Annotated in this window: 10 protein-coding genes; 2 read left to right on the top strand and 8 right to left on the bottom strand. The window is 40.8% G+C overall.

Annotated features, from left to right (window positions below; genetic code table 11):
* Positions 1-58: 58 nt before the first annotated feature.
* Positions 59-4,579, bottom strand: a complete 4,521-nt coding sequence (locus FTU16_RS02450) for a translocation/assembly module TamB domain-containing protein (RefSeq protein ID WP_180162625.1) — start codon at positions 4,577-4,579, stop codon at positions 59-61.
* Between the two features lie 21 nt (positions 4,580-4,600).
* Complete coding sequence (locus tag FTU16_RS02445) at positions 4,601-7,342, bottom strand: autotransporter assembly complex family protein (RefSeq protein ID WP_180162624.1); 2,742 nt, start codon at positions 7,340-7,342, stop codon at positions 4,601-4,603.
* 177 nt (positions 7,343-7,519) lie between these two features.
* Here FTU16_RS02445 and FTU16_RS02440 point away from each other — a divergent pair, with 177 nt between their 5' ends.
* Both FTU16_RS02440 and coq7 read left to right on the top strand, forming a co-directional pair.
* Complete coding sequence (locus FTU16_RS02440) at positions 7,520-8,839, top strand: MFS transporter (RefSeq protein WP_180027036.1); 1,320 nt, start codon at positions 7,520-7,522, stop codon at positions 8,837-8,839.
* 3 nt (positions 8,840-8,842) lie between these two features.
* Positions 8,843-9,478 carry a 2-polyprenyl-3-methyl-6-methoxy-1,4-benzoquinone monooxygenase gene (coq7, locus tag FTU16_RS02435; RefSeq protein WP_180004953.1) on the top strand — a complete coding sequence of 212 codons (636 nt, stop codon included), beginning with the start codon at positions 8,843-8,845 and terminating at the stop codon, positions 9,476-9,478.
* Between the two features lie 69 nt (positions 9,479-9,547).
* Here the strand turns inward: coq7 and FTU16_RS02430 are convergent, their stop codons facing one another.
* The 6 genes from FTU16_RS02430 to FTU16_RS02405 form a co-directional block, all read right to left on the bottom strand.
* On the bottom strand, positions 9,548-10,228 hold the full coding sequence (locus FTU16_RS02430) for a hypothetical protein (RefSeq protein WP_180048876.1): 681 nt from the start codon (positions 10,226-10,228) through the stop codon (positions 9,548-9,550).
* 77 nt (positions 10,229-10,305) lie between these two features.
* On the bottom strand, positions 10,306-10,884 hold the full coding sequence (locus FTU16_RS02425) for a DedA family protein (RefSeq protein ID WP_257220684.1): 579 nt from the start codon (positions 10,882-10,884) through the stop codon (positions 10,306-10,308).
* 162 nt (positions 10,885-11,046) lie between these two features.
* A complete protein-coding gene (locus FTU16_RS02420) occupies positions 11,047-11,496 on the bottom strand; it encodes a 2-amino-4-hydroxy-6-hydroxymethyldihydropteridine diphosphokinase (protein WP_078193947.1) in 450 nt (149 codons plus the stop codon).
* Complete coding sequence (folB, locus tag FTU16_RS02415; protein WP_168377722.1) at positions 11,453-11,833, bottom strand: dihydroneopterin aldolase; 381 nt, start codon at positions 11,831-11,833, stop codon at positions 11,453-11,455. Before folB ends, FTU16_RS02420 begins: the two co-directional genes overlap by 44 nt.
* Before the next feature lie 83 nt (positions 11,834-11,916).
* Positions 11,917-13,215 carry an AarF/ABC1/UbiB kinase family protein gene (locus FTU16_RS02410; RefSeq protein WP_180040380.1) on the bottom strand — a complete coding sequence of 433 codons (1,299 nt, stop codon included), beginning with the start codon at positions 13,213-13,215 and terminating at the stop codon, positions 11,917-11,919.
* Positions 13,216-13,273: 58 nt separating this feature from the next.
* Positions 13,274-14,002, bottom strand: coding sequence for a HesA/MoeB/ThiF family protein (locus FTU16_RS02405; protein WP_180162646.1), 729 nt, complete (start codon positions 14,000-14,002; stop codon positions 13,274-13,276).
* Positions 14,003-14,353 lie beyond the last annotated feature (351 nt).

Below are 14,353 nucleotides of genomic sequence, written 5' to 3'. Positions count from 1 at the left end.
CATTTGTATAAAATACGCAGCCTAAGCTGCGTTTTTTATACTCAAATTTTGACTTCTCTTAGAAGCGCCAATTATAAAACAAGTCAATTGCACGTTCTAAAGACTGACTCGCTTCCAAATACAAACGTTGATTCATTTGATAACGTAAGGTCAGTTTATTCACTGGTGTAAATACCCCGACACCATAACGAATGAATAAATCAGGTGTAATATAACCCGTCAGTGAAACCTGAGTATCATCTCCTGTTCCTTGAGCATCGAGTGCCAAACCACTCAGACCAAATGTACGACCAATTTGATTGGTCAATGCACGTGTACCACCCAAGCCCATACTAATACCGGCTGCTGCAATCGTATTGTTCACATCAGAACGGAAACCTTCCGCCTGACTTAAACCTGAACTTCCTTCATTGATACGACCTGTAATTAAGGCATTTAAGGCTTCTTGTTCAGACAGACCTGCATCGTTATACACCTGAATTGCAGGACTTGATGCCGTACCCGTCACACGAACCCCAACTGTACTACCTTGCACGGCTTTATTTGCATCGATATCTAACGTTGGATTTGCCAATGGTCCATTAAAACGGGCAATCGCACGGTTCAAGTCCAGACTTTGACCATAGGCTTCAATTTTCACACGTTGTGAAACACCGATTGCACCATTGGCACGCATTGCTGTTTCTAAACCACGTTGTGTCAAATTCAAACGACCAATCAACGGAATTCGACTATCAAAACCTTGGAAAATCACTTGATTACCAATGTTCACCTGTACATCTGCGCGAATATCCCAAGGACGTGCCGATTTTAAGATTTCAAGTTGGTTATCACCTTCATGTACCACACGTACATCTGAAGATACCCCAACCACTGTTGCAGACGATTCTGGCATCGAAATCAATGCACGCGGCACATCAATTTTACCTTTTAATGTTAATTTCTTACTGAAAGGCAGCACATCTAAAGATAAATCAGGCGTTACAACAGCGGTGATCAATGGCGCTTGACGGACCAACATTTCATTACCCGTTAAATTCAACTGGATACGCAGATCATTTTTCCAGTCGATATTTCCAGTTAATTTGCCCACACCACGACCACTATTAAATGCGCCATCAATCGTCGCATGGTTTTGACGTACAGCAGAATACAACTGAATATTGGTCAAGTTCACAGGCAGTGAAATCATGCTAATCGAGCCATTTTTCACTCGAATCTCAGCATCCATTAAAGGCTGAGACAATGTTCCGCTAATTTTTGCCGCATAAGACAACGTACCGCCCATTGAACGGACATCTTGTATAAATGGTTTTAAGATTTTCAATTGAACTTGGTTAAAGGCCACTTCACCACGGATCGGTTTATTGGCTTTATACGGATCAATAATAATATTGGCATAACCTGTACCAATATCAGGAGCTTTGGTATCGAGTCGAATTTGTAGCCCTTCAGCGCCACTTTTCGCAATCAAACCTACTTCATCATATTTTAAAGTGGATGCTAAATACTGTGGGTCTTCCGCTGCTAAACCGAGTAAACCGTCACGAGTCACTAAACGTGCATCAATTTTAGGTTTTGCACCTTTCGCCCAAGACGCTTTCGCATAACCATTCACTTTACCCGTGATCGCCAGGCCTTCAGGCATAAATGCTGCAAAATCATTTAAGTCTAGGTTCTTTGTCACAAAGGATACATTGCCGCGGTTTTTATTCACACGAATCGGCTGATCAAAACATAATTCGCTTTGCTGACTCATCCAACAATGCGCACCGACAAATAAGTCAGACTGTGCCGTGTTATAAATAATAGACGCATTTTGACGCTGTACGAGACGTGTACGCAACGAGTCAAAATCGCCTTTTTGAATCTGACCGAGCCAATTATTTTGTGCGTTGAAACCACCGGCTAACTGCACATAAAATTTTGATAATTTATTTTCAGCACTGACTTTTAATAAATGCGCATTACGTGTACCGGCCAGTGAAATTTGACCTTTCACAATCTCACGGTTGTTACTACGTAAATTATCCATCGTTGCCGTTAATAAACTTGGTGAAGTCGCAGAAGTTGGCAACTCGCCTTGCACCCGTATTTTTTTCACACTGAATAAATTATTAAAAGCAAAATCATCTATTGCGATATTGGCAGATGCTTGCAGTCGTGGTTGTGCTTGAACATTTAAGTAGCCATAAGCACGTCCACGTAGGCCTGCATAAATTTCATATAATGCCGGTGCATTAATTTTCAATTGTAAATTTTGTGCATTACCTGTGGCTTGAATTTGGTTATTGGCATAAGCCAACAGTAAATTATTCGCTTCAAACTGTTTTGGCATAAAACCAGATTGATTTGAATTAATCACCATCGCCAAGTTACCTTGACCACGGACAGGTTTGTTATTGATCATACCTGCCAAATTCAGACGTTCAATTTGAATACGTTTTAGCGTATCTGACCACACACCACTGGTTTTTAAATTTCCAGATAATTCACCCCGTACATTTGAGGCAAAGTAATGCGGCTTAAAATGCACCAGTGATGCATTGATATCCCAACCAATGGCTTTTTGTAGTAAAACTTGTCCATTGGCAGAAATTTTACCTGCCACGCCATCATGACGTAGCTCGGTAATTTTAATGAGTTCTGGGGTACCAAATACTTTGAAAATCAAGCTGCCTTTACTTGCGGCAACTTGGCTTGCATTGAGACCACCATCATAATTCACAGCAAAAGCTTTAAAGCCTCCGCCTTGTTTCTCATCATGGAAAGTCAGCGCAGCAGTAGATTTACCTGTTAAATGTACGGTTTCATTTTGTTGTGCTAGTCGACCTAACAAATCAATATTATTCAGCTGAATAATCTGTTGATTTGGTTTTGCATAACCATTGGCTTTTAATGACCCTGTAATTTGATCGACAGGCGCAGCAGCCACGATGGTTTGCGGATTGAACTGCTGTGCTTGTACATTGGCTTGCCATTTCAGCATGCGTTTTTCATCAGGCAATTCTACAACTGCGTTACCTTTGAGCTGACCTTTGTCGGCCACATAACTAAAGGCAGGGACATTGAGATTGTTATTTTTCAGATTCAGTTTGGCTTGATATTGTCCAGCAGGCAGAGCACCTTTTTCATGTCGTGACACTGTGGTCGCCACGTTGATGTTCTGCTGACCTTCTGTAAGCGCCAATTGCACATTGCCCGAATCACTACTCAACCATCCAACATATGGCACTGCACGGTCTATATTTTTCCAAGACACATCCATCAGCATCGGCTGAGCTTTATTATTTTTGGCAGGCGCTTGATCGAGTTTTAAATTCCAAGTTTCATATTGGTCAAAATCCACCAACGCCGTCAAGTGCATACCTTTTTCAAGGGTCCCTTTGGACGCAATCTTACTGTTTAAATTTACAGGTAGAAAATCTTGAACCACTTGCGGGATCAGCTTATGTTTTGGATTAATTTTATCCAAACGACCACTTACATCCCAAGTGACCTGATCTTTCCAACTCACCACGCCACCCAAATTGACAGCACCGCCCATCACTTGACCATTTAGGTTAGAAATATCAAGTTGGTTGACCAAGTCCGTACTCATGAGCGCAGTATATTTACCTTCAGGAATATTGGCCCCGCTCAGGTCCGTGTCTAAATCTAAATTGAGACGCTGAATATCCCCTTTGAATTTTGCCAGCCCATTTTTAGCAAAGAGCTTTTGCTCAGTCAGTAAAGGTAAATGATAGTTTTTAAATTTAAGCGCACCAAACATCGGGACATGTGGACGCATTGGATGGACCACTGCCCATCCTGTTAAAAGATCAGGCGTATGAGTTGCCACACCGGCTTGAATCGTATCAAGAGATCCTTTAGCCACCACTTGAATATCATGAATATTCAAGCTTTCACGTAGTGAAGGTAAATTGACAATCCCCACAGCATTTAGCGGATACTTGCCTTCAAATTTCATATTCCCAGACGCTTGGCGCACGGATAAATAGCCCATATCCATACGGGTATCTTCAAATTTTAATTCCGTCCCAGACCAAAGCGCTTCATTTAATTCAATATCATAAAAATCCACACCTGAACTATGCGTTTTAATCAGCATATGATCTAGATCTGCATGATCGACACGAAGGACGAAAGGCAAACGGATTTCACTAAATGCAAAAGGTTTATCGCTAGGTGGTGTCTTGGTAATAATTTGCAGATTTTTAACATCTGCCTTATTTAAGTGAATTTCTTTATTAATAATGGCGCGCCAGCCGAGTGTAATATCGGCACGGTCAATTTTTACATCGACAGGTTTTAGCGTAACGAGGACATTTCGTAGAATAATGCCCCGCCACAGGTTACCACCTTCATATTCATAGTGAATGATTTGCTGACGTTCCAGAACACGGTCAAGTAAAAACTTACTGCCTTTGTCTGTAGAAAACATGACTGCTAATGCAGCCACCAAAAAGATAAGCACGAACACGAAGGTCAAAATGACACTTCGAAGAATACGACGCTTCTTCGGCAGTTGCTCTACCGGCGTTTCGTTTTCTGGTTCTTGCTGTTCTTGTTCAGTCATAAAAAACACATCACCTAAAAATTATAATTGTGAACCAATAAAGAAATGTAAACGAATTGGTTTGCTGTCGTCAGAAAGTCCGGTAGCGACATCTAAACGAATTGGGCCAATTGGAGAAGCCCAACGTATCCCCACACCTGCGCTATATGCAGTCGGTGTATTAAAGTCTTTATCGTACGCATTACCAAAGTCACTAAAGACCGCAGCACGCCAGCCTTCTTTAAATTGGTAGTTATATTCTAATGAACCCGTTGCCAAGACTTGACCACCAATTTTATAGCCATTTTTTTCGGCAGCTAAACTCTTATAGTCAAAGCCACGAATGGTTTGGTCACCACCGGTAAAGTAGCGTAAGTTATAAGGAACTTTATCAAAGTTCTCTGTCAGAATATAACCTACATCACTGCGCCCCACGAACTGGTGATTATCATTTTCACCCAATGAATAAATAAAGCGCCAGCCCGCATTCAAGATAGCCATATCAACATCCGAAAGTAAGCTTTCACTTCCGACTTCAACTTTATAGGTTTGCTTTATCCCTTTACTTGGATTCACACGTTTATCAGAGTCGGTTCGAGAAATTTCATAGCCAAACATCAAGGACTGTTGTTCATTGTTGGTATTCACCAAGAATGCATCTGGAATGTCATCACTAGGATTAAGTCCGTCATCAGTAACACGGTCTAAACGGTAACGTAAACCAAAAGTATGCTGCCAATTACCACGTGGGTTTTTAATAATCCGGTCAACCCCAGCTACAGCAGATTCAATCGAAAGATTAACGCCTTGACCGACATCGTCACGTTCTTCACGCTCATAACCACCGACCAAGCTGACATAGTCATTTAATGGATGGTTATATGGAATGTTATAGCGACCATCAATCGATTGACGGATTTTGGATACTTCCATGTTGGCGTCAAAAGAATGACCACGTTTGTTTACAATGGCACGACGATACTGGCCACGAACACGTGTACCGGTGTCGGTACCAAAACCAGCACCAATTTCTGCACTATTCAACTTATCTGCATTTAGTGTCACAATCACAGGGACTTTTTTATCTTCACGTGCTTGCGCTTTTAAACGTTCTTGTTCTGCTTGTTTAGCATCTTGCGTATCTTGCAAACTGCGTAATTTAGAGGATTGCTCTACATCATTCACCCCCGCAAATTGGTCTTCATTAACCACTTTTTGCGTCACTTCTTTATTCGACATCACTTCCGTTTTGTCTTTCACTACTTGTGAACTTTCTGACAACTGATTTTGATCGACCAAGGTTTGAATATCCGGGGGCAATTCAAGTGGCTTTTCTATCGGGTCTGGTCGAATTGAATCAACCAAGGTGTAGTTAAAATAGCGAGAGTTGGTCAAGTTATTAGCCAAACCATTCACACGCCAGAAAGTATAGTCAGCACCATCTTTCCACGTCACCAAACTTTCTAAAATATCTCGATCCAATGGAAACTCTGCATTAGGATCACTCATTCGAAATTCGACTTCGCCAAGCTTATAACGCTCACCCGTCTCAAAGCGCAAATTGATATCGGCTGTATTTTGTGGTTGAGCCACTCTTACATCGTGCAAACGCCAGTACGAGTCGAAATAACCGTTATTAGTTGCTGCATCATTAATTCGGCCTTTCGTCGTTTCGTATTCACCATGATTAAGAATGTCACCTTCTTCCTGATCTGGTAAAACACCAATCACCTGAAACTGAGCTTGGTTCGCCCCAGCCCCAGAAAATTCAACATTCTGTTTTTCAATTTGCACAGGCGTATTTGGTGTAACCAATACACGAACTTTGCTGTCAGACACTTTTTCAAATTTGAATTCTGATTGATAGAAACCCACGGCTTGCGCGGCTTGATTGGACAAGCTACGTAATTGAGGCAAAGCCGATGGAAAATCACTAAAGGATTCTTGAGTAAAACCTGAAAGCTTACCTTTAATATTGGCTTTGAGATCTTCCAGTGCCGCACCGTAGGCCTTACTCGACGTTTGACTGGTGTTATGTGCTGAGGTAATTTCAACATCCGCACTAATTCGTGGCACTTTTGCCGTATTCATCTGACGTGGCGGACGTACTTTATATAATAAGCGCTTGAAAATACCTGGCTCTACATCATCCTCAACTGTTGGGTTATGCAGCTCTTGCAGAGTATTGGCATTTTCATTTCGTGTCGCGGTAATTTCATTATCCGAACGAATTTCACCCATGAGCTGATCAATATTGACTGGCGCTTGGTTAATTTCCGTTAACTCTTTTTGGGTAATATCCGCAACAGCAATTTCTGTTTGCTGTGTTGCACGGTACTCCTGTGCTTGACGTTTGGCTTCTTCAGCAACTTGGAAGATTTCATTCGCCATGTTTTGATCAACAGGTGTCACGGGTAAGTTTTCTAAATCTTCAAACTCAATGGGTTTAAATTCTTGTAGTTGTGTTCCTGCTTGCTGCTGTTCTTGCAGCATTTTCATGCTATCAACAGATTCTTCCGGCTCATTTATATTTTCAATTTTTTCAATTGCTTCAGGCGTCGATAGCCCTTGCTTTACAGCCTCATCCTTGATTTCAGTAACAATCTCTGCTTTTGTATCTGCAGATGTTGGAACCGTTTCTGCGGGAGTTTGGGCGAAACTATGCTGAGCACACAAGGTCAAAAAGATGCTCATATATAGACTTTTATTGCTATGATGCTGTCGTATGCAGTGAGCTATACTGTGATGAAGCAATGTTTTTTTAAACTTGATTTTTGCAGGCATAGCAAACTCTAACAAATTTCATTATGTAATGGACTTAGTCAACCAGATATAGAGCTAAAGATCTTATATCTATTGGTTTTTCGCCATCTCCAAACTCAAAAAACATATTACATGATTTTTTAGAGATTTTACCAATCACTCACATTTCTTAATAAAACTTAATGTAGCAAGACACTTATGAATAACAACGAACATCTGCTAGGTACACGCCGCTTCCTGCCTATGTTTTTGACCCAATTTTTTGGGGCGCTCAATGACAATGTGTATAAACAGGCTTTATTGTTGGTCATCACCTATGGATTAATCCAACAACAGGCATTACCCATCAGCACGCTAAACAATCTAGCTGCATTATTGTTTATTTTACCCTACTTTATTTTTTCAGCGACAGCGGGACAGATCGCAGATAAGTTTGAACGTTCACAACTTGTCCGTGGCATCAAAATTTTAGAAATTATCATCATGATCATCGGCAGTATTGGCTTTCTGACCGGTCATTTATGGTTATTGTTGCTGGCTTTATTTTTGATGGGGACCCATTCGACATTTTTTGGTCCAATCAAATATGCAATTTTGCCTGAAATTTTAAAGCCCAATGAGCTGATGTCAGGCAATGCGCTCTTCCAATCGGCAACATCCATGGCAATTTTATTCGGGATGATCTTGGGTGGTGCTGTGATTGCTTCATCACAAGGCAATTTAATGTGGATCAGCCTGACAGTGATGACCATCGCAATTTTAGGTTATATCACCAGTCGTTTTATTCTTAAGCAAAATGTCACTACACCAGATTTAAAAATCGATTGGAACTTTTTTCGTACCAGTTACCAAACGATGAAATATGCCAAAAGTTTGCCACTAATTTTTACTATTTTATTGGGGAACTCGTGGTATTGGTTTTATGGTGCAACCTACCTTACCCAAATTCCACAAATGACTCAGCAAAATCTACATGCCTCTGAAAATGTCGTTAGCTTGCTATTGACCTTTTTCTCTGTCGGTGTGGGCGTAGGTTCATTGCTTTGTCGTAAATTGGGCGGCACTCAAGTCAATATTAAGATGGTTCCCATCGGTGCTGTCGGTTTAACGGTATTTGCACTGTATTTAGCGTTTAGTTTGACCCTCGTCCCGACTCAAACTGGCCCACTTATTACCCTTTCAGAAGTTTTTCATCAAGGTTGGGGCTATTACCATGTCATGATTGCCGTGACTTTATTGGGTATTAGTGGTGGTTTTTACATCGTTCCACTCTATGCAATGATGCAAGCTTACTCTCCACGCTCACATCGTGCGCGAGTCGTTGCCGCAAACAACATTTTAAATGCGGTATTTATGGTATCTTCTGCTATATTTTCAATTATTATTCTGAGTGTTTTAAAGATTGATATTAAAATACTTTTTTGTATAACTGCAGTGCTCAGTGCAATTTTTTGTATTTGGCTGCTATTACATATCAAACCTTTGCTTCAAACTACGCAAGTCTCTCTGGAGGATTAATCCATGCGTCAATTTACAGGTGTCGACAAACTTATTCACTCATTTGATCAGGCCTTACGTAGTTTAGTTCCCGGAGCAACGGCTGCACATCGTGAAAATCCGTCTGTTGCTGAAAAGACTCAACTTGCAGTCAGTGAAGCACGTCATGTGGCGGGTCTAATGCGTGTCAACCATAGTGGTGAAGTTTGTGCCCAAGCGCTTTATCATGGCCAAGCACTCACCGCTAAACTGCCAAATGTCCGCCGTGAAATGGAACACGCTGCGATTGAAGAACAAGATCATTTGGCTTGGTGTGAAGACCGCTTAAAAGAATTAGACAGCCATACCAGTCTGCTCAACCCTGTTTGGTACGGCCTTTCTTTTGGGATGGGTGCATTAGCAGGTATTGCCGGTGATAAATACAGCTTAGGTTTTGTCGCTGAAACTGAGCGTCAAGTGAGCCTGCATTTAGAAGATCACATCCGCCAACTTCCTGAACAAGACGAACGTTCACGTAAAATCTTAGTGCAAATGAATGAAGATGAGCTGCATCACCGTGATACAGCACTCAATGCAGGTGGTGTAGACCTTCCTGTTCCAGTTCGTATTGCCATGACTGGTATTTCAAAGCTGATGACCAAAACCAGTTATTACATTTAATGATTTTCTAATGATTGTCGCTAAGTTTTATAAATAGTGAAAAAAAAGCCTGCAATGATGCAGGCTTTTTTATGAGAAATCTTTTGACTTTAATACAATAATTCCTTCGCCATCAAAACAGTTTATAGGCTGCCATCGACTTGGTGTAAACCAATCAAAATTCAAACTATAACGTTGTGCAGTGGACGGATAACCTGATCCCCCTAATTCAAGCAGCCATCCTGCCGGACAAATTACTTTTTGGTTATTCATCATAACGGTTTGATCATGTGCCAACTCAAGCAATAAATGGCGATGCAGCTCAAATGCAATAACATCAAATCCAGCTATTTGAATCGGCTGTGGAAAACGAGCCGATGTCAAACCTTGACGAATATCAGTCATCTGTTCCAGAGTATAATCGGTTTCAAATGATCGGTTAATCCACGTGCCTTCAGGCAGTACAACCTCTCCAAAGTTTAAGGGTTCCTGCAACTGTATATGAATTTTCTTTTGATGCTGCCACTCTGCATAGTCAGAACTAAGATCTGAAATCACGAACAATCCCAGCGTTACTGCAACAAATAAAGGGAAAAACAATACGCCAGATAAACCAATTTTAAGTACCGCATTTACTTTATATGGTCGATTTTTTTGCTTTTTATACCAATTATTCCAACTCAACCAAATCGCAATGACAATAAATAGCACCAAAATCGCAAAGCAAATAATAAGGAAACCTCCCGCACCCGCACCATAACCTAAGCCCATATTGCTCTCACTAAATATCCCTTTAAATCTTTTGATTATGTTTTGACGACTTTATCAGATCAGCCACGTTCACTTTATCAATGTTGATGATGCTTACGCCACCACTTCAACACCGTATAGAGCACACGGAAGAATACGATACATAAAATAACGGCAATAACGATGTAAATATCTTGATGATAAGGCAGCATTTTCGCCCAAAACAGATGTAAATAATGACTGATTTGGAAGCCAATCGTTGCGACCAACATCGCCCAAATAAAACAGGCAACCAAATTAATCAGCACATATTTCCAAACAGGATAAGCACGCACACCGACTGCAATAGGTAAAATAGTTCTAAAACCCCAAGCAAAGCGCATAAATAAAATGGTCAAAATAGGATAACGTTCAATAAACTGGCTCGCACGATCGAATTTTTGTGCAAATTCTGCATTCGACTGGATAAGTTTTTGCCCATAGCGAGCGCCCATTTGATAATAAAACTGATCGCCAATAAAACTGCCCAACATCGCCACTGCAATCAACATTGGAAAATGAAGTATGTGTTGATGGACGGCATAGGCGCCAATCATCAGCACTGTTTCTCCTTCAAACAACGTGCCAATAAAAATCGCAATATAGCCATAGTGCTGAATCAGATCCGTCCAGTTCATATCATTATTTTGAAGCTAAAAAGATAATGTAATCCTGCGACAGCCTATACGCTAGCGCATGCCATGACAGGATTTGAATATTTTTTGTTATTGTCTACTTGGGATATTTAGGGACATTTGAAATATACGTCATGAGTTTTGAAAGCATTGCGTTTCATTCGCTCAATCCACTAAAACTTTTTGACAACTCACCATAGGAAATTGATGTGCTGGATGTTCAAACATTTCATTTTTCCAAATGTCGAACATTGGTATTTTAACATCGAGTGCTAAAGGCAGTTTTTTCGGATTAAATTGCATGTGCGCTAAGCTTTCGCCCCACGCGATCAGATCCAGATCCAAAGCGATATTATGAGACGGACGAACACGACCTGAGTCTGCTTCCATTTTTTTCAGTAAGGTGCTGATTTCATCTACAGATAAACTGCTTTTCACCAAACAAGCTGCATTCCAATAATCCGCCCCAATGCCATCACGACAAGGAATCACATAAATTTTGGAAAATTCAACATGACCCAAAGCCTGAATTTGACGTAAAGCCTGTTGAAAATGCGGCTTGGGATTGAAATTACTCGCCAGAGCTAGGGCGAAAATCGTTTCGGTGGCGTTCAAGACGAATTCCTACAGAATTGGCTTGCGCGATAATGGCAGGCTTCCGGATGCTAATCATAATAGATTCAATGCTGTCATAGGTAGCAAAAAGTGCATCAATCACCAGTTTTGCTGCATGTTCGATCAATTTAGGTTGAGCAGTTTGAATGACTTTGGCTGATATTTCGCAAATTTCAGCATAATTCAAGGTATCTTCAAGCTCATCTGACTGAGCCGCCTGCGCTAAACTGGTTTGAATATTGAGGTCGAGCATCAAAGGCTGAATAATCTGACGCTCCCAATTGAAACAGCCGATGACGGTCTCAACTTTCAAACCTTCAATGATAATTGCGTCCATTCTTACACTCAAATTAAAATCTTAAACATCGATAAAATCCTCCTGTTAAAGAAGGAGGATTTTATTTATATCTTGCGGCTAAATTATTGCTTCAACAATAAATTAGGATCCATAGTCTGCACCATTTGAATACGCTGGTCTGCATAAATATCAGTATATGGCGCAAGGATGCGCATAAAGCGGTCAAAGTACAACATTTGTTTGAATAATAAAGCGAAGTCACGTGGGAAGCGAATACCATGACGCTCTCCGACTTGTACCATATCCATCATGATGTCATTCAAATCGGCAGGATTCGAGGTTAATAACTCTTGCGGATCGGCCAAAAGCACACCGCTAAATAAGCGCTCTAAGTCGGCAGCTAAGACTTGTGTGTCAATTTTGACAGCCGTCATGCCCATTTTCAGCATATTTTCAGCCATCAAGTTGTAGTCAGTTTTTTGTAGGGCATCCATAAACGCAATACATGCTGTCCACACTTCAGGTTTCAACTGGCCCACGATACCAAAATCGATGAAGCCTACTCGACCATCTTCTAGCAGCATCAGGTTGCCTGCATGTAAGTCTGCATGGAAACTGTTACATAACATCAAGCTGCCAAACCATGTATTCATCGCTGTCACCAAAACTTGCGATGGATCTTTAGCGACTTTCTTGACCACGTCAAAATCGGTCAATGGCACGCCGTATAAACGTTCCATGGTTAAGACACGACGTGTTGAATATTGGTGATAAACCTTTGGTGCTGTTGCGGCTTTGTTTTGAGTTACGTTCAGATAATTCACAAAGTCGTCAAGATTTTGAGCTTCTTCAATAAAGTCCACCTCACGTACCATGCGAACTTTAATTTCTTCAACGATATCTGCAAGTGAAGCAAATTTGACTTTGGGTACAGCTTTTTCGACCAGTTTAGTAGCCCAATGTAAGACGTTTAAATCTGTATAGAGAATCGTCTCGACACCCGGTTTTTGCACCTTAATAACAACATTTTCACCAGTGACCAATTTAGCGGCATGCACCTGTGCAATCGATGCAGAAGCCAAAGGCTTTTCATCAATTGAAGCAAATATTTCATCTAAATTACGACCAGCAAATTCTGAAGCCAATACCTGCTGCACATAACTAAACGGCAATGACGGTGTCTGATCTAAACAGCCTTGGAACTCTTCGACATATTCACGCGGAAATAAAGAAGGTGTACTGGCAATAAATTGACCCAATTTAATATAGGTTGAACCTAGTGATTCAAAAGTTTCACGCATTAATTTTGCGTTACTTGGTTTTTCAGTTGCATATTTAAAGCCGGCTTTTGCCGCAACGACTGCGGTCTCACCCATTCGGGCAACCGAGCGAATTCCATCTAACCAGATATTGTTTTTCATAATGTCTTAGAAAAAAATAATTAACGTGAGTGTAGCAAAAAAATAAGGACTTGCTGCTTTATCTTGCCTGACAGATTGGACAATCGGGATCTTTTTCAAAAGCGAGAATTTTTTGCTTCATTGACCGACCGTCCCACAACAAAAGCTTTTGTTTCAGTGCTGTCGTCCCCAAACCCAAATAGAGTAAGGCATGATGTGCTTGCAAACTTGCCATAACATTTGGTGTGGTTGCAAGCACACCCGAGTCTGCACAGCGCAAACTTTCACTGGTATGATGTTCTTTTGGAAATAAACATTCATAACAGGCAGCATCGGCTTCAACCATAAATAACTGCCCTTGAAAGCCAATTGCAGAAGCACTAATCAGCGCCACACTATTTTCTACGCAGCTTGCATTGACCAAATAACGCGTGCTGAAATTATCACAACCGTCGAGAACCAAATCTTGCTGTGAAATCAATATCTTTGCGTTGCTTTCATCTAATTTTTTGGTATAGCTTTGCACTCGGATATGCGGGTTAATCGCTTGTAAGCGTTTAGCCAAAATTTCAGCTTTATAAAATCCTACATCGTGTTTGGTATAAGCAATTTGTCGTTGCAAATTACTGATTTCAATTCGATCTGCATCGATCAAAGTGATTTGTCCGACGCCTGCACGTGCCAATAATTCGGCTGTGGTACACCCAATCCCACCACACCCCACGATGAGTACATTGGCAAGTTTTAGCTTCTCTTGTGCATCGATGTCCCATCCATCAAGCAATATTTGACGGCTGTATAAATGCATTTCATCATCACTTAATTCAAATTCAGATGTTGATTCATTCGATTTAAACGTAGACAAAGTATTTCCTTATTAAAATTCGTCAAGCATGAAAAATGGGCGAGTTTATACCGCAGGCAAAAGATTAAAAAAACCGATATCCATCAAATGTTATTCGGCTACAAACCCGAAACAGTGTAAAAACACCCGGCTATTTGAGCAAGACAATATACAGCTTAAAGTTAGAATAAATGCTCTGTAGACATGACATTTTTCTCAGTTAGCGTATCTTCAATTACACTATTTAAAAAACAGTATCTCAAACACCTTAGTATGTAGGAACATCATCGAGGTATAGCGTATACATGTTTTAAA

Origin of the sequence: Acinetobacter sp. YH12069, from assembly GCF_013419675.1 — a bacterium.
Taxonomy (GTDB): Bacteria; Pseudomonadota; Gammaproteobacteria; order Pseudomonadales; family Moraxellaceae; genus Acinetobacter; species Acinetobacter amyesii.
The sequence above is the reverse complement of the archived record's forward strand: the minus strand, read 5'-3'. Positions and strand labels throughout refer to the sequence as shown.